Origin of the sequence: Pseudomonas sp. NCCP-436 (assembly GCF_019656335.1) — a bacterium.
In the GTDB taxonomy this organism is placed as follows: Bacteria; Pseudomonadota; Gammaproteobacteria; order Pseudomonadales; family Pseudomonadaceae; genus Aquipseudomonas.
Window position 1 is genome coordinate 22,651 of the sequence record NZ_BPLZ01000018.1, and the last position, 19,187, is coordinate 41,837.

Genomic DNA, 19,187 nt, shown 5'->3' on the forward strand with positions numbered 1-19,187 from the left:
CTCAGACTCATTCGCAGCAATCAGCGAATGCGCTCGCACAGCTCGGTAGCAGAGAAGAAGTAAGCGATCTCGCGGGCAGCCGAAGCTTCGGAGTCGGAACCATGCACGGCGTTCTCGTCGATGGAAACGGCGAAATCGGCACGGATGGTGCCCGGCGCGGCTTCCTTCGGGTTGGTAGCGCCCATCAGCTCACGGTTCTTGGCAATGGCGTTTTCGCCTTCGAGAACCTGAACGATCACCGGGCCGGAAGTCATGAAGGCAACCAGATCCTTGAAGAAGCCACGCTCGCTGTGCTCGGCGTAGAAACCGGCTGCTTCACGTTCGGACAGTTGCACCATCTTCGACGCAACGACGCGCAGACCGGCCTTTTCGAAGCGAGTGGTGATCTCACCGATGACGTTCTTGGCAACGGCGTCGGGCTTGATGATGGAGAAGGTACGTTGAACAGCCATGTAAGACTCCAGAAACTTGAAGGTTAAAGCAAAAAATTAAACCCGCGAATTATACGCGGGTTCTGTAGCAGCAGCCACAGCCGACAGGCCGAGACTGCAAGCAAAAGCGTCGAACACGGCACGACCAGTCATCGCCGCACCGCCCTCGCCTCAGAGCTCCTCGATCCAGGCCGCCTGAATGGCTTCGAGAACCTTCTCTCCGCCACGTTTGGGATCATCGGAAAATTGCGGAAGCTCGACGACCCAACGGTGCAGATCGACGAAATTCACATAACGCGGATCGACATCAGGCCGGCTTTCACTCAGCTCGATGGCGATGTCCTGCACATCCACCCACTTCAGACTCATATCGGCTCTCCGTGCTCAATGGGGCGCTTCGGCCGCGTGGTTGAGAGAATACTTGGGAATCTCGATGGTAAGGTCTTCCTCACCCACAATGGCCTGGCAGGCCAGGCGCGATTGCGCCTCAAGCCCCCACGCCTTGTCCAGGTAGTCCTCTTCCAGCTCATCGGCTTCATTCAGCGAGTCGAAGCCTTCACGCACGATGCAGTGGCAGGTGGTGCAGGCACACACACCGCCGCAGGCGCTCTCCATCTCGATATGGTTGGCGTGCGCCAGTTCCAGGATGGACACCCCCGGTTCGGCTTCCACTACCAGCCCCTCCGGGCAGAAGCGTTCATGAGGCAGAAAAATCACCTGCGGCATCAGTTATTCCTCGATCTCGTTCAGATTGCGCCCGGCCAAGGCGGCTTTCACCGTAGCATCCAGACGCCGGGCGGCAAAGGCATCGGTAACCTGCGACAGTCGCCGAGTCTGACGCTCGATTTCCTGTAGGTCACTGCTTTCGAGCAGCTCGCGCAGCATCTGCATCTGCAGCTCGATCGCCTTGCGCTCTTCGCTATCGAGCAGACGCTCGCCATCGATCTGCAACGCACCTTCCACCGCCTCCAGCAGACGACGAGCCTCGACCTGCTGCTCGCGCAGGGCTCGGGCAGCCTTGTCGTCGCCGGCATTCTGGAAGGAGTCCTGCAACATGCGGGCGATCTCACCATCAGTCAGACCATAGGAAGGCTTGACCTGAATGGTCGCTTCAACACCGGAGCTTGTCTCACGGGCCGATACACTGAGCAGGCCGTCGGCATCGACCTGAAAGGTCACACGGATCTTCGCTGCGCCGGCCACCATCGGCGGAATGCCGCGCAGCTCAAAACGCGCCAGCGAGCGGCAGTCGGCGACCAGCTCGCGCTCCCCCTGCAGCACATGGATCATCATGGCCGTCTGGCCATCCTTATAGGTGGTGAACTCCTGTGCACGCGCCACCGGAATAGTGGTGTTGCGCGGGATGACCTTCTCCATCAGCCCGCCCATGGTCTCCAGACCGAGCGAAAGCGGTATCACGTCCAGCAGCAACAGCTCTTCGCCATCGCCACGACGGTTACCTGCAAGGGTATCGGCCTGGATAGCGGCACCAATGGCCACCACCTGATCCGGGTCGATATTGGTCAACGGAGTACGACCAAACAGTTCACCGACCGCCTCACGCACCCGCGGCACACGGGTCGAACCTCCGACCATGACCACCGCGCTTACCTCATCCAGCTCGACACCGGAATCGCGCACAGCACGCCGGCAGGCCTTCAGGCTACGCGCCACCAGAGGCTCTATCAGCGCCTCGAATTGCACACGCGAGAGGCTACTCTGCCACTGGCCGTAGCACACCGGTGTGGTTTCCGCGCTGGTCAGCGCCTCCTTGGCGGCACAGGCTTCCTGCAGGAGACTGCGCTGGGCCGCCGGATCCAGATCCTGCGACAGGCCAGCCTGACGGACAATCCAGTCGGCGACGGCATGATCGAAATCATCCCCACCGAGCGCCGTATCGCCACCAGTAGCCAGCACCTCGAAGACCCCACCGGTCAGGCGCAGGATGGAAACGTCGAATGTTCCGCCACCAAGATCGTAGATCGCCACCACACCTTCGGCCTTCTGATCCAGACCATAGGCCACCGCAGCAGCGGTAGGCTCGTTGAGCAGACGCAGGACATTCAGGCCGGCCAGACGCGCGGCATCCTTGGTGGCCTGGCGCTGGGCATCGTCGAAATACGCCGGCACCGTGATAACAGCCCCGACCAGTTCGCCGCCAAGCGTCTGCTCGGCGCGCAGGCGCAGCGCCTTGAGGATCTCTGCCGATACCTCGACTGGACTTTTCGGCCCCTGCACCGTTTCAATAAACGGCATGTGCGATTCCCCGGCCGTGAAACGGTAGGGCAACTGCTCGCCCAACTGCTGCACATCGGCGATACCCCGCCCCATCAGGCGCTTGACCGACATCACGGTATTGAGCGGATCACGCGAGGCTGCCGCCCGGGCAGAACGACCAACCTCGACACGGTCGGAGTGGTAACGCACCGCTGACGGCAGAATGATCCTGCCATCAGCATCGGCCAGCGGCTCGGCAAGACCGCTGCGCACCGCAGCAACCAGCGAGTTGGTAGTGCCCAGATCGATCCCCACCGCCAGCCGACGCTGGTGCGGTTGCGGGCTCTGTCCTGGCTCGGCAATCTGCAATAAGGCCATGGTCTTCTTGAAATCATCAGGCGGGCTGTCACTGCAACCCACAGGTTAATCGTCGAGGCGCTCTTCGAGTTGGCGCACTTCCTGAGCGAGCTTGTCGAGGAACTGCATCCGGCGCATCAAGCGCTCAGCCTCCTCGCGCCGGGCATCATCATCCCAGCACTGCGCAAAGCTCTCATCGAGCTGCTCCTGAACAGCCTTGAGACGCCTCTTGAAGGCTGCCACCCCGGCCAGATCCCCTTCATCCTGCAGCTCCTCCAACTCCTCTCGCCACTGCATCTGCTGCAACAGGAACTGCGGATCCTGCACCGTGACTTCAGCCGGCAGCTCAGGGCCGCGCAACGCCAGCAGATAGCGGGCCCGCTGCGAAGGTGTCCTCAGGGTGTGATAGGCCTCATTGAGGCTGGCCGAACGCTCCAGTGCCAGACGTCGCTCACGTTCGTCAGCGTCGGCAAAACGATCCGGATGCACCTGACGGGCCAGCTCGCGATAGCGTGTGGCCAGCTGCTCGAGATCGATGCGAAAGCCCGGCTGCAGGTCGAACAGGGCAAAATGACAGGGACTACCCACGCGCGCGCCTCAGACGTTGAAGCTTTCGCCGCAGCCGCATTCGCCACGCACGTTGGGGTTGTTGAATTTGAAGCCCTCGTTGAGGCCTTCGCGGACAAAGTCCAGCTCGGTGCCATCGAGGTAAACCAGGCTCTTGGGATCGATGATCACCTTGACGCCATGGCTCTCGAATACCTGATCCTCGGCCGCCAGCTCATCAACGAACTCGAGCACGTAGGCCAGCCCGGAGCAACCGGTGGTACGCACGCCGAGACGGATTCCCTCACCCTTGCCACGCCCCTCAAGGGAGCGCTGGACATGGCGCGCAGCAGCTTCAGTCATGGTGATGGCCATTGCAAACCTCGTATCAGAGCAAGCCTTTCTTCTGCTTGTAATCGCGCACGGCAGCCTTGATGGCGTCCTCGGCGAGTACCGAACAGTGGATCTTCACTGGCGGCAGAGCCAGCTCTTCGGCTAGCTGGGTGTTCTTGATCGCCTCGGCCTCGTCCAGGGTCTTGCCCTTCATCCACTCGGTAGCCAGCGAGCTGGAAGCGATGGCCGAGCCGCAGCCGTAAGTCTTGAACTTGGCGTCTTCGATCACGCCCTGCTCGTTGACCTTGATCTGCAGGCGCATCACATCGCCGCAGGCCGGCGCACCGACCATGCCGGTGCCGACATCCGGATCCTCAGCATTCAGCTTGCCGACGTTGCGCGGGTTTTCGTAGTGGTCGATGACCTTGTCACTGTATGCCATGGTGCTAGTCCTCTCTCATCAGGTGCCGCTTCTTCGGCAGCTATTAGTGTGCTGCCCATTCCACGGAGGAAAGGTCGACACCTTCTTTGTACATGTCCCACAACGGCGACAGCTCACGCAACTTGTCTACCGCCTCGCGAACCTTGGCAGCCGCGTAGTCGACCTCTTCCTCGGTGGTGAAACGACCGAAGGTGAAGCGGATCGAGCTGTGCGCCAGTTCGTCATTGCGCCCCAGCGCGCGCAGCACGTAGGACGGCTCCAGGGAAGCCGAGGTGCAGGCCGAGCCGGACGATACGGCGAGATCCTTGAGCGCCATGATCAGCGACTCACCCTCAACGTAGTTGAAACTCAGGTTGAGGTTGTGTGGTACACGAGCTGTCAGGCTGCCATTGACGTACAGCTCCTCCATACCTTCCAGTTGGCGGTAGAAGCGGTCACGCAGGGCTGCGATACGCTGATTCTCAGCCGCCATTTCCTCCTTGGCGATGCGAAAGGCTTCGCCCATGCCGACGCACTGGTGCGTAGCCAGGGTGCCGGAGCGCATGCCACGCTCGTGACCACCACCGTGAGTCTGCGCCTCCAGACGCACGCGCGGCTTGCGGCGTACGTAAAGCGCACCGACGCCCTTCGGCCCGTAGGTCTTGTGCGCGGAGAAGGACATCAGGTCGACCTTCATCTTCTCCAGATCGATCTCCACCTTGCCCGTGGACTGCGCCGCATCCACGTGGAACAGCACGCCGCGCGAGCGGGTCAGCTCACCGATGGCAGCGATATCGTTGATAGTGCCGATCTCGTTATTGACGTGCATCACCGACACCAGAATGGTGTCCTCACGCAGCGCCGCCTCGACCATGGCCGGAGTGATCAGACCATCCTCACCCGGTTCCAGATAGGTGACCTCGAAGCCTTCGCGCTCAAGCTGACGGGTAGTGTCCAGCACCGCCTTGTGCTCGATCTTCGAGGTAATGATGTGCTTGCCCTTGCTGCTGTAGAAGTGCGCCACACCCTTGATGGCCAGGTTGTCGGACTCGGTGGCACCGCTGGTCCAGACGATTTCACGCGGATCAGCGTTAACCAGCTCAGCCACTTGCCGACGGGCATTCTCTACTGCCTCCTCGGCCTTCCAGCCGAACACGTGGGAACGTGACGCCGGGTTACCGAAGTTGCCGTCGACCAGCAGGCATTCACTCATCTTCTGCGCAACACGCGGATCCACCGGCGTGGTTGCGGAGTAGTCGAGATAAATAGGCAATTTCATTGGGTTTCTCCTATCAGGCAAACGCCCTGCTCACTCGATGGCAGACGCTTCAATCTTATCCGGGTGCGGCGTCCTGCCATTGCAGCGGCGCTTGTCCTGGCGCAACGCGACCTCTTGAACCTCATGACGCGCCACCAGATCGGCCAGACTGATGCCACTGAGAAACTCATGGATTTGCTGGCTGAGATCGCACCACAGGTGATGGGTCAGGCAGGTGTCGCCGGAATGGCAGCCCCCCTGTCCCTGACAGCGGGTGGCATCCACAGACTCGTTGACCGCATCGATCACCTGAGCCACCTGAATCCCCCCCATATCGCGCGACAACTGATAGCCGCCGCCCGGACCTCGCACACTGGAGACCAGATTGCCGCGCCGCAACTTGGCAAACAGCTGCTCCAGATACGACAGAGAGATACCCTGCCGCTCCGAGATATCGGCAAGGGAGACCGGCCCATGCTGCGCATGCAGCGCCAGATCAAGCATGGCGGTAACAGCGTAACGGCCTTTGGTGGTCAGTCGCATGGTTCTACCACGAATCACTGAGTTGTCGCGGAGTATGCGATTTCCGAGTATTTAAGTCAACTATAAGGCCGATTGATTTAGTCGGAATTACTCACTCAAGGGCGGCCGATCATAACAAAGACCGACCAGTCCCGCATCAGGCTGCCGGCTTGCCGCCCTGATCCTTGCAGACCTCGGCAAAGTCTTCATCACGCAGCGCCGGCAGATCCTTGGCGCGGTAGTCGCAGTCCAGCGACGCCAGCGCTCGACTGACGTCTTCCAGACGCCCATCGACCGCCTGCAGATGATCAAGCAACTGACCGATCGCCCGCGCTACCGGATCCGGCATATCCGGACCGACACCATAGGCATCGAAGCCAATCTTTTCAGCCATAGCCTGACGCCTGGCCTCCTGCTCATCGGTGGACTTGACGATGATCTTGCCGGGAATTCCCACAGCAGTCGCACCAGCCGGCACAGCCTTGGTCACCACGGCATTGGAGCCGATTTTCGCGCCGGCGCCGACGGTGAACGGCCCGAGCACCTTGGCGCCCGCCCCCACGACCACGCCGTCCTCCAAAGTCGGGTGACGCTTACCCTTGTTCCAGCTGGTTCCACCCAGCGTCACCCCCTGATACAGAGTCACGTCGTCACCAATCTCGGCAGTCTCGCCGATGACGATACCCATGCCATGATCAATAAAGAAGCGCCGACCAATCTTGGCACCCGGATGAATTTCGATACCGGTCAACCAGCGACTGAAGTTGGATACCACCCGTGCCAGCCACTTCCAGCCCGAGCACCACAAGGCATGCGCCACGCGGTGCAACCAAACCGCGTGCAGCCCCGGATAGCAGGTCACCACCTCGAAGGCATTGCGCGCCGCCGGATCACGGTGAAAGACGCTCTGGATATCTTCTCGCATGCGCTCAAACATCAGACTTCCCCTGCTTGTGAGGCTCCCCGCGAACGGCCTTCTCGGTCTCAGTGAGAATGCCGCGCAGGATATTCATTTCCAGTTTGCTCACCGCACTGCGTCCATATAGACGACGCAGCCTGGCCATCAGGTGCCGCGGCTTTTGCGGATCAAGGAAACCGATCATCGCCAGCACACGCTGCAAATGGCCGTAGAACGATTCCAGCTCATCAGCCGTGGCCAGCTGCGAATTGAGCATCGCCGTAGTTTCCAGCTTCTCCACCTTGGTTGGCAGAGCCTGCAGCGCCAGCCAGGCCATACGCACCTCATAGACCAGCACCTGTACCGCTGCTGCCAGGTTCAATGAGCTGAACCCGGGATCGGTGGGAATATGCACGTGGTACTGACATCGCTGCAGCTCTTCATTGGTCAGCCCCGCATACTCGCGCCCAAACACCAGTGCGACTTCGCCACCACTGGCCGCATGTTCACAACTGCGCGCACCACACTCACGCGGATCGAGCAGCGGCCAGGGAATACGCCGATCCCGAGCACTGGTACCAATCACCAGACTACAACCAGCCAGCGCCTCTTCGAGACTACCAACCACCCGAGCCGCATCCAGCACATCGGTAGCCCCAGAGGCGCGCGCCACTGCCTCGCCACTCGGAAAATCCTCGGGCTCGACCAGCACCAGCCGCGACAGCCCCATGTTCTTCATCGCCCGCGCCGCACCACCGATGTTGCCCGGATGACTGGTACCAACCAACACCACGCGAATATTGTCCAGCAACACAGACACTCTCAGCTACGTACAGGGGGCAGCGATTTTACCCAAGCCCCCCCCGCAATGCCACGTATAGCTACAGACGCCCCTTCATCCATAACGCTTTTCTGCTAACATGAGCGGCTTTCTTTAACGTCCCAGGTGAACCACCCATGCAGCCCATGCTGAATATCGCCCTGCGCGCCGCCCGCAGCGCCGGTGAAATGATCTTTCGCTCCATCGAGCGCCTGGATGTCATCTCGGTCGACGAGAAGAGCGCCAAGGACTATGTGACCGAAGTGGACAAGGCCGCCGAGCTGATGATCGTTCAGGCAATCCGCAAGGCCTATCCCACCCACAGCTTCCTCGGCGAAGAGGGTGGTGTTCTCGAAGGCAGCGGTGAAGGCGCCGACTATCAGTGGATCATCGACCCACTGGACGGCACCACCAACTTCATTCGCGGCGTACCTCACTTCGCCGTCAGCATTGCCTGCAAATACCGTGGTCGCCTGGAGCATGCCGTGGTACTGGATCCGGTTCGTCAGGAAGAGTTCACTGCCAGTCGCGGACGTGGCGCCGCACTCAACGGCCGCCGCCTACGCGTCAGCAACCGCAAGAGTCTGGAAGGCGCGCTGCTCGGCACCGGTTTCCCGTTCCGTAACGACCAGCTCGATCACCTGGAAAACTACTTGGGCATGTTCCGCAGCCTGATCGGCCAGACTGCCGGCCTGCGCCGCGCCGGCGCTGCAAGCCTCGACCTGGCCTACGTAGCAGCCGGGCGCTACGACGCCTTCTGGGAGTTCGGTCTGTCCGAGTGGGATATGGCGGCCGGCGCCCTCCTGATCCAGGAAGCCGGCGGCCTGGTGAGCGACTTCAGCGGCGGGCACGACTTCCTCGAAAAAGGCCAGATCGTCGCTGGCAACACCAAATGCTTCAAGGCCGTACTGACTGCCATCCAGCCGCACCTGCCGCCGTCGATGAAGCGCTGACATCCAACTGCTTTGCACAAAATGCCCGTATCGCCCGATACGGGCATTTTCGTTTCAGCCCCCAACAAACCGGCAGCAAGACCGGACGAATGACATCGTCCGCCTCCAGCGTTCGGGCCTCCCCATTACGCGCATACCGTCATGCACTCGCCCCTCCCTCTAAACCGCGCCTTGCGCAATCTCCACGCCATCTGTGTACGACAGTCGAGAGATAAGGCATCAGTGATACTTGCGACAGGTTACTCCGGACAAAAAGCGCCCAAAACAATGATGGCCCTTTGACGGCTAGTTCGAGATTGCCAATACTCTGGTCTGACTGACGCTGTAAGCATCCACATAAGGAATCTCCCTTGAAGCTGGAATTGAAGAACAGCTTGTCACTCAAATTGCTCCGTGTGGTGCTGCTATCGGCACTGGTGGTGGGAGTGGTTCTGAGCTGCGCGCAGATCATCTTCGATGCCTACAAGACCCGCCAGGCAGTAATCAGCGATGCCCATCGCATCCTCGGCATGTTCCGCGACCCATCCACCCAGGCGGTCTACAGCCTGGATCGGGAAATGGGCATGCAGGTGATCGAAGGACTGTTTCAGCACGAATCAGTGCGCTACGCCGCTATTGGCCACCCCAACGAACCCATGCTGGCGGAAAAGTCCCGCGAGCTGACCCACATCCCCACCCGCTGGCTGACCGATGCAATTCTCGGCCAAGAACAGCAATTTTCCACCGAGCTGGTCGGTCGCGGTCCCTACAGCGAATACTACGGCGACCTCCGAATCACCCTCGACACCGCTCATTACGGCGAGGACTTCGTCGTCAATTCGGTGATCATCTTCATCTCCGGGGTTCTGCGGGCCATGGCCATGGGCCTGGCGCTGTACCTCGTCTATCACTGGCTGCTGACCAAGCCCCTGTCGAAGATCATCGAGCATCTCACCAACATCAATCCGGATCGCCCCAGCGAGCACAAGCTACCCATGCTCAAGGGCAACGAGAAGAACGAACTGGGCCTGTGGATCAACACAGCCAATCAGCTTCTGGCCTCGATAGAGCGCAATACCCACCTGCGCCGCGAGGCCGAAGACAGCCTGCAACGCATGTCACAGCACGACTTCCTCACCGGCCTCCCCAACCGCCAGCAACTGCAGCAGCAGCTCGACCAGATTCTTGAAGATGCGGGCAGACTGCAACGCCGCGTGGCCGTGCTATGTGTCGGTCTGGACGATTTCAAGGGCATCAACGAACAGTTCAGCTACCAGTGCGGCGACCAACTGCTACTGGCGCTATCAGACCGTCTGCGCAGTCACAGCGGCCGCCTGGGAGCTCTGGCACGCCTGGGCGGCGACCAGTTCGTCCTGGTGCAGGCCAATATCGAGCAGCCTTACGAAGCCGCGGAGCTGGCGCAAAGCGTACTGGATGATCTGGAACAGCCCTTCATACTCGGACAGCAGGAAGTGCGCCTGAGGGCCACCATCGGTATCACGCTGTTCCCCGAGGACGGTGACAGCACCGAAAAACTGTTGCAGAAGGCTGAGCAGACCATGACCCTGGCCAAGACCCGGTCGCGCAATCGCTACCAGTTCTACATTGCCAGCGTCGACAGCGAGATGCGCCGACGACGCGAGCTGGAGAAGGATCTGCGCGAAGCCCTGGCACAAAACCAGCTGCATCTGGTCTACCAGCCTCAAGTGGACTACCGTGACCACCGGATAGTGGGTGTCGAGGCCTTGCTGCGCTGGCAACATCCGCAGCACGGCTTCGTCGCACCGGATCTGTTCATTCCATTGGCCGAACAGAACGGTACCATCATTCCCATAGGCGAATGGGTACTCGATCAGTCCTGTCGCCAGCTGCGCGAATGGCACGACATGGGATTCAGCGACCTGCGCATGGCCATCAACCTGTCCACCGTACAGTTGCACCACAGTGAACTGCCACGACTGGTCAACAACCTATTGCAGGTCTACCGCCTTCCGCCCCGCAGTCTGGAGCTGGAAGTCACCGAAACCGGCCTAATGGAGGACATCGGCACGGCTGCGCAGCACCTGCTGAGCCTGCGTCGCTCGGGGGCGCTAATAGCAATCGACGACTTCGGTACCGGTTACTCCTCGCTCAGCTACCTCAAGAGCCTGCCGCTGGACAAGATCAAGATCGACAAGAGCTTCGTCCAGGTTCTGCAGGATGACGAAGACGACGCCACCATCGTCCGCGCCATAATCCAGCTCGGCAAGAGCCTGGGTATGCAGGTGATCGCCGAGGGCGTGGAGACGCCCGAGCAGGAGGCCTACATTATCGCCCAAGGCTGCCATGAGGGTCAGGGCTATCTGTACAGCAAGCCCTTGCCAGCACGCGAGCTGACGCAGTTCCTCAAACAGGCACAACGGCTGAGCTCGGCAGCCACTCTCTAGCCGCAGTCACGACTGAATGACAGCGAACTGAACCTGCATTAGGCCTGGTACGAGGCACGTCTGCGCTTGGAACTTTTCGTGCAGGGCCTAAAAAATTCGGACCTTGCCACCGTTACCAATGCTGCACACCCAGCAGCCAGGCACTGCACAATGCCCCGATCAGACACACCACAATGCCCAGCGCCGCCTGCCAGTAGAACTTGCGCACCAGTTCGTCCTCACCATAGCTGGAAAGAATGAACGGCCGCCGTTCGGCCGGCTTGGCCATCTGATGATGAGCCGGCTCCAGCGCCTGACGCTGGTAACGATCCTCAGCCTCCATCTGAGCTGCCAGACGCACCCGCGTCCATTCCTGTTCATCCAGCTCACCGTTTCCATCGGCATCAAATCGCTGCAGAAGGCCGGCATAGTCACGCTTCCACTCACGAATCACCTCACCCTGGGCAGCGTGAACATCAAAGCCCTGCTGCCCAGCTCCCTGAGTACGGAAATCACCAATGGCATATAGCGGCTGACCGGCATGCAGTCGCTCCTCAACATATCGGTAACGTCTGCCTCCGCCCAGAAAAGCACGCAGACCATTTTTCGGCAGCTCCAGCGGACGACGTTGACTGCCCTCCCAAACATCCCGAGACATGACCTTGATCTCCGCACCACGCGGGTCGATCAGACAACGGCCAGTGCCATCGTTAAGACACAGCCAGGCATTGCTGGCGCCACTCTCGAGCACACGCCAGTGGCGCTTGTCGTCGTTGCCGCAAACGTACTCCTCAATGCGAAAGCGCCACCACAGACAGGCTTTACCAGTCAGCGGGCCACGGATTTCGCTGTTTTCAGATGCCTCTTCGAGGAGACCGTAAAGCTCGACATAGCCCTGAGCCGCCGAGCGGATCTTCGAGGTCGGAGTATCGAGCAGGTGACGCGCTTGTGACCAGCGCCGCAATACCCACCAGCCGCCTCCCAGACAGGCGCCCAAGGCAAACGACAGGGCTACATAGAACCCAAGCGGATCGGCCTGCTCCATCAGTTGAAAAGCGACCGGATATCGACATCGGCCTTCTCGGCTTCACTGAACACCAACAGCTCAGCCGCCCCGAAATTGAACAGCCGCGCAATGATCAGATCCGGGAACTGCTCAATACGCACGTTATTGAGATTGACCGATTCGTTGTACAACTCGCGGCGATCGGCAATGGCGTTCTCCAGTCCGCTAATGCGCTGCTGCAAATGCTGAAAGCTTTGGTTGGCCTTGAGCTCCGGATAATTCTCGGCCAGGGCGAACAACTGTCCGAGGCCAGCGCGCAAACCGCTTTCCGCCTTGCCCAGAGCACCGACGTCATGCTGCTCACGGGCACTGGCCACGGCACTGCGGGCAGCAATCACTCGCTCCAGAGTACTGGCTTCGTACTGCATGTACTGCTTGCAGGTTTCCACCAGCTTGGGCAACTCGTCATGACGCTGTTTAAGTAGCACATCGATGTTCGACCAAGCCTTGCTTACCCCATGCTTTAGGCGCACCAGGCCGTTATACAGCGACACAGCATAAGCACACGCCAGAACGAGTACGACTATCAGAATCACAGTGGTCAGGCTCATGCAGTTTCTCCTAAGAGCTGCGGATTGGATGCAGGCATTCTAGCGTCAGCAACGGCCAGCGACAGCGTTGTCCTACGCAAGCCTGAATAACTCCCTTTGCATATAATGCGAAACATTTGCATTATGTTGAGCGTCTCAAGGTACGCAAACGTACCGCTCTTCTTCTACATGCAAAGGATTTCGTCATGATTCGTATGCCTCTGGCGTCCGCCAGCCTACTCGCCATCGCTATTTCCCTCGCCGGTTGCGGGGAAGACAAGGCACCTGCCAACCAGGCGAAGGCACCGGCTACGCCAAACGAGGCTCCTGTTGCGACTCCGGCCCCCCAGGCGGAAACCGCCCAGGCCAAACCATCCGCTGCCCAGGCAGCCGAACAAGCTGTGGTCAAGCACTATGCGGACCTGGCGCTGGCCGTGTTCAGCGATGCCGCCAGCAGTGGCAAGGCCCTGCAGAACGCCATCAATGACCTGCTCGAGTCTCCCAGCGAGGCGACTTTGAAGGCAGCTCGCGAGGCCTGGCTGGCTGCCCGCGTGCCCTACATGCAGAGCGAAGTATTCCGCTTCGGCAATGCCGTAGTCGACGACTGGGAAGGCCAAGTCAACGCCTGGCCGCTGGATGAAGGGCTGATCGACTATGTGGCCGATGACTATGAGCACGCATTGGGCAACCCTGGCGCCCAGGCCAATATCATTGCCAATACCGAAATCCAGATCGGTGAGGACAGGATCGATGTTTCTGAAATCACCGGCGAACTGCTGGCCAGCCTGAACGAACTGGGTGGCTCGGAAGCCAACGTCGCCACAGGCTACCACGCCATCGAATTCCTGCTATGGGGCCAGGATCTCAATGGCACCAATCCAGGCGCAGGCGAGCGTCCCTACAGCGACTTCCTGGTGGGTGAAGGCGCTACTGGCGGCCATAACGAACGCCGTCGCGCCTATCTGAAAGCTGTCACCGACCTGCTGGTCAGCGACCTGGAGGAAATGGTCGGCCAGTGGCAGGACGGCGTTGAAGGCAACTACCGCAGCGAGTTGCAGGCCGACTCGGCCGAGAACGGCCTGCGTAAAATACTGTTCGGCATGGGCAGCCTGTCGCTGGGCGAACTGGCCGGCGAGCGTATGAAAGTGGCATTGGAGGCCAACTCCACCGAGGATGAGCACGACTGCTTCAGCGACAACACCCACAATTCGCACTTCTACAACGCGCTGGGCGTGCGCAACGTCTACCTGGGCGAGTACAAGAAACTGGATGGCAGCATCCTGAGCGGCCCGAGCCTGTCGGAACTGGTGGCCAAGGCCGACGCCCAGACCGATACCAACCTCAAGGCCGATCTGGATGCCACCCAGGCTGCGCTGCAGAAACTGGTTGACAGCGCCGAACAACACAACCAGCACTTCGATCAACTGATCGCTGCCGACAATGCCGAAGGCCAGCAACTGGTTCGTGACGCCATCGCCGCCCTGGTCAAGCAGACGAGCAACATCGAGCAGGCCGCAGCCAAACTGGGTATCAGCGATCTGAACCCGGATACCGCCGATCACGAATTCTAATCGTCGCGATCCTTCGAACCAGCCGGCGATCCCGTCAGGGACGCCGGCTTTTTATGACTCCCCGCTTCATTGATCCATGACAAGGCAGCCTTCGCATACGCCGTTAGGCTGACGCGACAAGCATATAAACCACGCCTTGCCCGCAGACATCAATCAAGCGAGGTTCACCATGAGCATTACATCCGCCCAGATCTGTCAGGCAGCAGACAACCTGCGGGGATTCGTCGGTTACAACAGCCGAACCGGCCAACACCTGTTGCGCTTTTCCGAGGACAGCTTCGGCCTTGATGTGGCGGCCGAAAGCATCACCCCCACCAGCGAATACGTCTGGTGTACGGATGAGGACGGCCTGATGCGACTTGATCGCCAACGACTGACCTGGCTGCAAAACCTGCGTATCGACGACCGCATGAATTTTGCCGAGCCGTTACGTGTTTACCTGCGCCGCAGCGACCTGCCGGAAATCCGCGCCGAGCGCCAGCTATCCAACTGAATGACTTATCCACTACAGCCGTAACCTGCCGCACCGGTCATAATTGGCATCGCCTCAGCCAGCGGCAGTTGCTGCGATACGGACGCCCCGCCCCTGCCTTTTGCAAATCACTGATACTCCAGAAAATTCGGCTACATTTGCACATCATGAGCAAAGATGCCGGCATTTTGCCTTCACACACCTCTTGCCAGCAGCGCCCAAAGCTCTGCATCCTAGGCAGCATAACAACGACAAGAAATGCCATGGCCACCCGGACCGCCCGCTTGCTCAAACGCCTGCGCACCGACTTCCAGCTGTCAGTCATTACACTGACCGGCCTGTTCGGAGTGATCGGCATCACTCCCTATGCTATCTACCGGCTGGCGACAGGTAACTATCTGGTCGGAACGGCCGACACCATCATCGTGTTATCCGCCATTCTGGCGGTGAGCTATGCCTGGATTACCCGCGACACCATCAGGCCCGGCCTTTATATGGTCGCAGTCCTCTCCGTCGGCGCCACCCTGATCGCCATCGACCTCGGAGTCAACGGCCTGTTCTGGATCTATCCGATGATCCTCTTCAACTTCTTTATGGTCACTCCGGGCAAAGCCCTATTGGCCACTTCGCTGGTGCTGGCGAGCCTGTCCGGACATGCTCTCTGGATACCGGGCAGCGTGTTTGAAAGCCGCTACCAGATGGTCTCGTTCCTGGTCACCGCACTGATGACCAGCGTGCTCAGCCTTATCTTCGCCATGCGCACCCGCAGCCAGCGCGACCAGCTGCAGCTACTGGCGATCCACGACCCACTGACAGGTGCCCGCAACCGTCGCGCACTGAACGATGAGCTGAAGATCGCCATGGCCGGACATAGCCGTCACGGAATCAGCTACGGCTTACTACTGATGGATCTTGATCACTTCAAGCAGGTCAACGATCGTTTCGGCCATCACGTCGGCGACCAGGTGCTGGTAGCCTTCGTAGATCTGATCAAGCGCAGCTCGCGTCAGGAGGATCGGCTGTTCCGCTTTGGTGGTGAGGAATTCCTGCTGCTACTGCCCAACACCGGCGTGGAAGGTCTGCACACCGTCGCCAGGCACCTGCTGGAACAGGTCAAACAGACCCTCTCCAGCCCTGGCGGCGCGGTTACGGTTTCCATCGGCGGCGCCATCCTGCAGAACGATGAGCACTGGGAGAACTGGCTGCAGCGAGCCGATGCCTGCCTCTATCGGGCCAAGAGCGAAGGCCGTGACCGTGTGGTGATCAATGAAGCCGCGCCGCCATCAGCAGACCAATTCACATAGAACGCCCAGACATGACCCGGGACAATATCCAGCACCGCACGCCAACCTAGACTCGGAGCTTTATGAGTCAGCGAGGAGTGCCGCTACATGTCACCTGATGTTGTCATCGTCGGCGCCGGCCCGGCCGGCCTGTGTCTGGCACGTGCCCTGTCCGGACAGGGACTGTCCATCGTTGTACTGGAGCGTCAGGCCGAGTCGGCACTGGCAGAGCCAGCCTTCGATGGTCGCGAGATCGCCCTGACCCATGCCTCCCAGACTCTGCTCGAGCGTCTTGGCCTGTGGTCGTGTCTGCCTGCTGAAGATGTGGCAATTCTGCGCGACGCTCAGGTTTTCAACGGACCCTCGCTGTTCGCCCTGAAGATTCGCGCCGAGCAGGTCGGAGCCGAACGCTTGGGACACCTGGTGGCCAACCGAGCTATTCGCCGGGCGGCATACCAGGCTGTCGCCACCTGTCCCGACATAAAGTTGCTGTGCGAAACGGCTGTGGACAAGCTGCAGACACTCGATAGCGGCGTACGCCTGTGCCTGCACGACGGTCGCCAGCTACAGACTCGTCTGCTGGTAGCTGCTGACAGCCGCTTCTCCGAAACCCGCCGTCAGCTCGGTATCGGCGCACAGCTCAAGGACTTCGGCAAATCCATGCTGGTATGTCGCATGGCGCACGAGAAAGATCATCACCAGGTAGCCTGGGAATGGTTCGGCTATGGCCAGACCCTGGCACTGCTGCCACTCAACGGCCGGCAATCATCCACCGTACTGACCCTCCCCCCCAGGGATATCGAGCGCCTGCTGGAACTGGACGAAACAGCTTTTGCCAACGAGATGGAGCGCCGCTTCGACCGGCGCCTTGGCGCCATGCAACTGGTCAGTAGCCGTCATGCCTATCCTCTGGTAGGGGCCTATGCACGACGCATGATCGGAACACGCTGCGCCTTGCTAGGCGATGCCGCGGTGGGCATGCACCCGGTCACCGCCCACGGTTTCAACTTCGGTCTGACCAGTGTACGGCTACTCAGCGAAGCAATACTGCAAGGCCGTGGCAGTCGCCAGAAAATCGCTGCGCCGGTAACGCTGGCCCACTACGAACGACAGTTACGGCTGGCCACCTGGCCGTTGTATCAGGCCACCAACCTGCTGGTAGAGTTGTATACCAGCGAGCAGTTGCCCGCTCGCCTGTTGCGCAGCGCCGGACTGCGCGCGGCGCAGGGTCTGCTGCCGTTAAAGAAAGGCATTGCCCTGCATCTGACGGCACGCGCCTGAACGCATCGATCAAACCCACTGATCGTTACGTTTGCGCCGCACCCGCAGCAGCGTCGGCAGGATCAGCCCCAGCAGCAGTCCGGCGCCGGCAATGCTGCCGCCGTAGGCCATATAGCGCATCAGTACCTGCTGCTGTTCCTCGCCCAGCTGCGCCTGAGCCTCACGCAGCTCAGCGCGAGTCTTGCCCAGTTCGGCATCCAGAGAACTGCGTACGGTCTGCAATTCCTCAATCAGTTGCTTGCGCGACTCAAGTGTCTCCTGCATGCCCTGAATGCGCGACTTCCAGGTGTCGTTGATGCCTTCAAGCTCGGCACTCAACTCCGCGACCTTCTGCTCCAGTTGCGGCAAACGCTCAGCCTGGCCAGGGACTTGCTGAAGGTCGCGACTGGGAATCCACACGGTATTACCAGCGGTACTGCGTATCTGACTGTAGTCCCCCTGGGTTCGCAATAACTCTACCCGTTCGCCAGATCTCAGGCTGCCGACGATACGGTAGCCATCAGTGGGGCCACTGCGCACATAGGTCGAGAGGCTGTCGCTAACCCAGCGCTGATTACTGACGGCCTCCTCGGCCTGCAATATACCGGCACTGCCGAGCCAGCCACCCAGCAACAGGCAGGTGGAAAGCGGGCGGAATAGACGAGAAAAGTGACGGGTTGGGAGCATGGACGATCTTCACACTGGCTGTCGGACGAACCCGGTGAACGGGATGGACGATGCCGGCTGTACAGTACCGAACGGGCGCCCGAACCAAGGCCAGGCCTGACGTCCCGCCGGCGAAAGCCGACAGCACACAGACATTGTCCGCTTGCCGCAAGTTCACTCAAATGCGGCGTGTACTGCGTTCGCGCGGTTGCCAGTGCGCCTCGCCAGCCAGTCGCTCGGCGATAAAGTCCAGTAACGCCCGCATGGCCGGCAACATCTGCCGCCGTGAACCATAGAGAGCGTGAATATCCAGTTCCACTGGCTGGTATTCCGGCAGCAGTTGCACCAGCCGCCCGGCGCGCAGAAGCGACTCCACCGAAAACAAAGGCTGCAGGCTGATACCGCCGCCAGCCAGGGTCGCCTCCAGCAATACCATGGATTCGTTGGCCGCCAGGCTGCCTGACACTGCTACGACATGCTGTTCACCATCGCACTCAAACTCCCACTGGCTGCGACCGAAATAGGCATAGGCCAGACAGTTGTGGCGGACCAGATCCTGCGGATGGACTGGCGTGCCGTAACGCTGAAGATACTCGGGGCTCGCGCATACTACCGAGCGGCATACCCCCAGGCGCCGGGCGATCAGGTTGGCATCGAGCTGATTGGTAATACGCAAGGCCAGATCGATGCGCGCCTCCACCAGATTCACCGCCTCGCTCCCCACCAGCAGATCGACCCGCACCTGGGGATAACGTCCAGTGAATGCCTGCAGGGCGTGCACCAGCCAGGCCTGAGCGAAGGATTGACTACAGGTCACTCGCAGGGTACCACGCGGAGTCGAGTCTGCCGCCTGGCCGACAGCCTGCATACGCTCTGCCAGAGCAACCATTTCACGGCACTGCGGCAGCATCTGCTCGCCGGCCACAGTCAGGCTAAGGCGCCGAGTGGAGCGATGCAGCAAACGGACACCCGCCCACTCCTCCAGAGCCGCCAGATAGCGCGAAACCATAGCCCGCGACATCCCCAAAGCCTCGGCGGCAGCCGTCTGGCTGCCTCGTTCCAATACTTCAAGGAACACCTGAGCCGCTGTCAGTCGATCCATGATTTGCTCGATTTATGCAATTCTTATCCGCATTCTGCGTGGCTTTTTGATACAAAAATAGAGCATAAGATGGAGCTTTCCAACCCTTTAAGGAGTT

21 protein-coding genes are annotated in these 19,187 nt (G+C 60.2%); 6 read left to right on the forward strand and 15 right to left on the reverse strand.

Annotation, left to right across the window (positions count from 1 at the left end):
* Positions 1-20: 20 nt before the first annotated feature.
* From ndk to trmJ, 11 genes are all read right to left on the reverse strand, one after another.
* Positions 21-452: a nucleoside-diphosphate kinase gene (gene ndk / locus NCCP436_RS15685; RefSeq protein ID WP_220804902.1), complete on the reverse strand. Its 432-nt coding sequence runs from the start codon at positions 450-452 to the stop codon at positions 21-23.
* A gap of 150 nt (positions 453-602) precedes the next feature.
* On the reverse strand, positions 603-800 hold the full coding sequence (iscX, locus tag NCCP436_RS15690; protein ID WP_220804903.1) for a Fe-S cluster assembly protein IscX: 198 nt from the start codon (positions 798-800) through the stop codon (positions 603-605).
* 15 nt (positions 801-815) lie between these two features.
* Positions 816-1,157, reverse strand: coding sequence for an ISC system 2Fe-2S type ferredoxin (fdx, locus tag NCCP436_RS15695; RefSeq protein ID WP_220804904.1), 342 nt, complete (start codon positions 1,155-1,157; stop codon positions 816-818).
* 3 nt (positions 1,158-1,160) lie between these two features.
* Complete coding sequence (gene hscA, locus NCCP436_RS15700; RefSeq protein WP_220804905.1) at positions 1,161-3,026, reverse strand: Fe-S protein assembly chaperone HscA; 1,866 nt, start codon at positions 3,024-3,026, stop codon at positions 1,161-1,163.
* 45 nt (positions 3,027-3,071) lie between these two features.
* On the reverse strand, positions 3,072-3,593 hold the full coding sequence (gene hscB / locus NCCP436_RS15705; protein ID WP_220804906.1) for a co-chaperone HscB: 522 nt from the start codon (positions 3,591-3,593) through the stop codon (positions 3,072-3,074).
* Between the two features lie 9 nt (positions 3,594-3,602).
* On the reverse strand, positions 3,603-3,926 hold the full coding sequence (iscA, locus tag NCCP436_RS15710) for an iron-sulfur cluster assembly protein IscA (protein WP_220804907.1): 324 nt from the start codon (positions 3,924-3,926) through the stop codon (positions 3,603-3,605).
* A 13-nt stretch (positions 3,927-3,939) separates the two neighbouring features.
* Positions 3,940-4,326: a Fe-S cluster assembly scaffold IscU gene (gene iscU / locus NCCP436_RS15715; RefSeq protein WP_220804908.1), complete on the reverse strand. Its 387-nt coding sequence runs from the start codon at positions 4,324-4,326 to the stop codon at positions 3,940-3,942.
* Positions 4,327-4,369: 43 nt separating this feature from the next.
* Entirely contained in the window at positions 4,370-5,584 is a 1,215-nt protein-coding gene (locus tag NCCP436_RS15720) for an IscS subfamily cysteine desulfurase (RefSeq protein WP_220804909.1), read from the reverse strand.
* Between the two features lie 30 nt (positions 5,585-5,614).
* Positions 5,615-6,106 carry a Fe-S cluster assembly transcriptional regulator IscR gene (gene iscR / locus NCCP436_RS15725; protein ID WP_220804910.1) on the reverse strand — a complete coding sequence of 164 codons (492 nt, stop codon included), beginning with the start codon at positions 6,104-6,106 and terminating at the stop codon, positions 5,615-5,617.
* Between the two features lie 136 nt (positions 6,107-6,242).
* A complete protein-coding gene (gene cysE / locus NCCP436_RS15730) occupies positions 6,243-7,022 on the reverse strand; it encodes a serine O-acetyltransferase (RefSeq protein ID WP_220804911.1) in 780 nt (259 codons plus the stop codon).
* Positions 7,015-7,794, reverse strand: coding sequence for a tRNA (cytosine(32)/uridine(32)-2'-O)-methyltransferase TrmJ (trmJ, locus tag NCCP436_RS15735; RefSeq protein WP_220804947.1), 780 nt, complete (start codon positions 7,792-7,794; stop codon positions 7,015-7,017). Before trmJ ends, cysE begins: the two co-directional genes overlap by 8 nt.
* Before the next feature lie 146 nt (positions 7,795-7,940).
* On the opposite strand from trmJ, the gene suhB reads away from it, so the two are divergent.
* Positions 7,941-8,756 carry an inositol-phosphate phosphatase gene (suhB, locus tag NCCP436_RS15740; RefSeq protein WP_220804912.1) on the forward strand — a complete coding sequence of 272 codons (816 nt, stop codon included), beginning with the start codon at positions 7,941-7,943 and terminating at the stop codon, positions 8,754-8,756.
* A gap of 350 nt (positions 8,757-9,106) precedes the next feature.
* Positions 9,107-11,161, forward strand: a complete 2,055-nt coding sequence (locus NCCP436_RS15745; RefSeq protein WP_220804913.1) for a bifunctional diguanylate cyclase/phosphodiesterase — start codon at positions 9,107-9,109, stop codon at positions 11,159-11,161.
* 112 nt (positions 11,162-11,273) lie between these two features.
* Here NCCP436_RS15745 and NCCP436_RS15750 read toward each other — a convergent pair whose 3' ends face one another.
* Together NCCP436_RS15750 and NCCP436_RS15755 are read right to left on the reverse strand one after the other, a co-directional pair.
* Positions 11,274-12,185: an E3 ubiquitin ligase family protein gene (locus NCCP436_RS15750; RefSeq protein ID WP_220804914.1), complete on the reverse strand. Its 912-nt coding sequence runs from the start codon at positions 12,183-12,185 to the stop codon at positions 11,274-11,276.
* Positions 12,185-12,757 carry a LemA family protein gene (locus NCCP436_RS15755; protein ID WP_220804915.1) on the reverse strand — a complete coding sequence of 191 codons (573 nt, stop codon included), beginning with the start codon at positions 12,755-12,757 and terminating at the stop codon, positions 12,185-12,187. The genes NCCP436_RS15750 and NCCP436_RS15755 overlap by 1 nt, the downstream gene beginning before the upstream one ends.
* Positions 12,758-12,942: 185 nt before the next feature.
* Here NCCP436_RS15755 and NCCP436_RS15760 point away from each other — a divergent pair, with 185 nt between their 5' ends.
* The 4 genes from NCCP436_RS15760 to ubiM all read left to right on the forward strand — a co-directional run bounded on the left by NCCP436_RS15760 (position 12,943) and on the right by ubiM (position 17,343).
* Entirely contained in the window at positions 12,943-14,307 is a 1,365-nt protein-coding gene (locus NCCP436_RS15760; RefSeq protein WP_220804916.1) for an imelysin family protein, read from the forward strand.
* Between the two features lie 169 nt (positions 14,308-14,476).
* Positions 14,477-14,800, forward strand: a complete 324-nt coding sequence (locus tag NCCP436_RS15765) for a DUF2025 family protein (RefSeq protein ID WP_220804917.1) — start codon at positions 14,477-14,479, stop codon at positions 14,798-14,800.
* Between the two features lie 242 nt (positions 14,801-15,042).
* Entirely contained in the window at positions 15,043-16,083 is a 1,041-nt protein-coding gene (locus tag NCCP436_RS15770; RefSeq protein WP_220804918.1) for a diguanylate cyclase, read from the forward strand.
* An 87-nt stretch (positions 16,084-16,170) separates the two neighbouring features.
* Positions 16,171-17,343, forward strand: coding sequence for a 5-demethoxyubiquinol-8 5-hydroxylase UbiM (gene ubiM, locus NCCP436_RS15775; protein WP_220804919.1), 1,173 nt, complete (start codon positions 16,171-16,173; stop codon positions 17,341-17,343).
* A gap of 9 nt (positions 17,344-17,352) precedes the next feature.
* On the opposite strand, the gene NCCP436_RS15780 is transcribed toward ubiM, so the two are convergent.
* Complete coding sequence (locus tag NCCP436_RS15780) at positions 17,353-18,009, reverse strand: TIGR04211 family SH3 domain-containing protein (protein WP_220804920.1); 657 nt, start codon at positions 18,007-18,009, stop codon at positions 17,353-17,355.
* A 157-nt stretch (positions 18,010-18,166) separates the two neighbouring features.
* Entirely contained in the window at positions 18,167-19,090 is a 924-nt protein-coding gene (locus tag NCCP436_RS15785) for a LysR family transcriptional regulator (RefSeq protein ID WP_220804921.1), read from the reverse strand.
* Between the last annotated feature and the right edge of the window lie 97 nt (positions 19,091-19,187).

What these genes read in the sequence shown, in the direction of transcription:
- ndk (WP_220804902.1), bottom strand. Translation starts at nt 452, where the DNA reads ATGGCTGTTCAACGTACCTTCTCCATCATCAAGCCCGACGCCGTTGCC.
- iscX (WP_220804903.1), bottom strand. Translation starts at nt 800, where the DNA reads ATGAGTCTGAAGTGGGTGGATGTGCAGGACATCGCCATCGAGCTGAGT.
- fdx (WP_220804904.1), bottom strand. Translation starts at nt 1,157, where the DNA reads ATGCCGCAGGTGATTTTTCTGCCTCATGAACGCTTCTGCCCGGAGGGG.
- hscA (WP_220804905.1), bottom strand. Translation starts at nt 3,026, where the DNA reads ATGGCCTTATTGCAGATTGCCGAGCCAGGACAGAGCCCGCAACCGCAC.
- iscA (WP_220804907.1), bottom strand. Translation starts at nt 3,926, where the DNA reads ATGGCCATCACCATGACTGAAGCTGCTGCGCGCCATGTCCAGCGCTCC.
- iscU (WP_220804908.1), bottom strand. Translation starts at nt 4,326, where the DNA reads ATGGCATACAGTGACAAGGTCATCGACCACTACGAAAACCCGCGCAAC.
- NCCP436_RS15720 (WP_220804909.1), bottom strand. Translation starts at nt 5,584, where the DNA reads ATGAAATTGCCTATTTATCTCGACTACTCCGCAACCACGCCGGTGGAT.
- iscR (WP_220804910.1), bottom strand. Translation starts at nt 6,106, where the DNA reads ATGCGACTGACCACCAAAGGCCGTTACGCTGTTACCGCCATGCTTGAT.
- cysE (WP_220804911.1), bottom strand. Translation starts at nt 7,022, where the DNA reads ATGTTTGAGCGCATGCGAGAAGATATCCAGAGCGTCTTTCACCGTGAT.
- suhB (WP_220804912.1), top strand. Translation starts at nt 7,941, where the DNA reads ATGCAGCCCATGCTGAATATCGCCCTGCGCGCCGCCCGCAGCGCCGGT.
- NCCP436_RS15750 (WP_220804914.1), bottom strand. Translation starts at nt 12,185, where the DNA reads ATGGAGCAGGCCGATCCGCTTGGGTTCTATGTAGCCCTGTCGTTTGCC.
- NCCP436_RS15755 (WP_220804915.1), bottom strand. Translation starts at nt 12,757, where the DNA reads ATGAGCCTGACCACTGTGATTCTGATAGTCGTACTCGTTCTGGCGTGT.
- NCCP436_RS15760 (WP_220804916.1), top strand. Translation starts at nt 12,943, where the DNA reads ATGATTCGTATGCCTCTGGCGTCCGCCAGCCTACTCGCCATCGCTATT.
- NCCP436_RS15765 (WP_220804917.1), top strand. Translation starts at nt 14,477, where the DNA reads ATGAGCATTACATCCGCCCAGATCTGTCAGGCAGCAGACAACCTGCGG.
- NCCP436_RS15770 (WP_220804918.1), top strand. Translation starts at nt 15,043, where the DNA reads ATGGCCACCCGGACCGCCCGCTTGCTCAAACGCCTGCGCACCGACTTC.
- ubiM (WP_220804919.1), top strand. Translation starts at nt 16,171, where the DNA reads ATGTCACCTGATGTTGTCATCGTCGGCGCCGGCCCGGCCGGCCTGTGT.
- NCCP436_RS15780 (WP_220804920.1), bottom strand. Translation starts at nt 18,009, where the DNA reads ATGCTCCCAACCCGTCACTTTTCTCGTCTATTCCGCCCGCTTTCCACC.
- NCCP436_RS15785 (WP_220804921.1), bottom strand. Translation starts at nt 19,090, where the DNA reads ATGGATCGACTGACAGCGGCTCAGGTGTTCCTTGAAGTATTGGAACGA.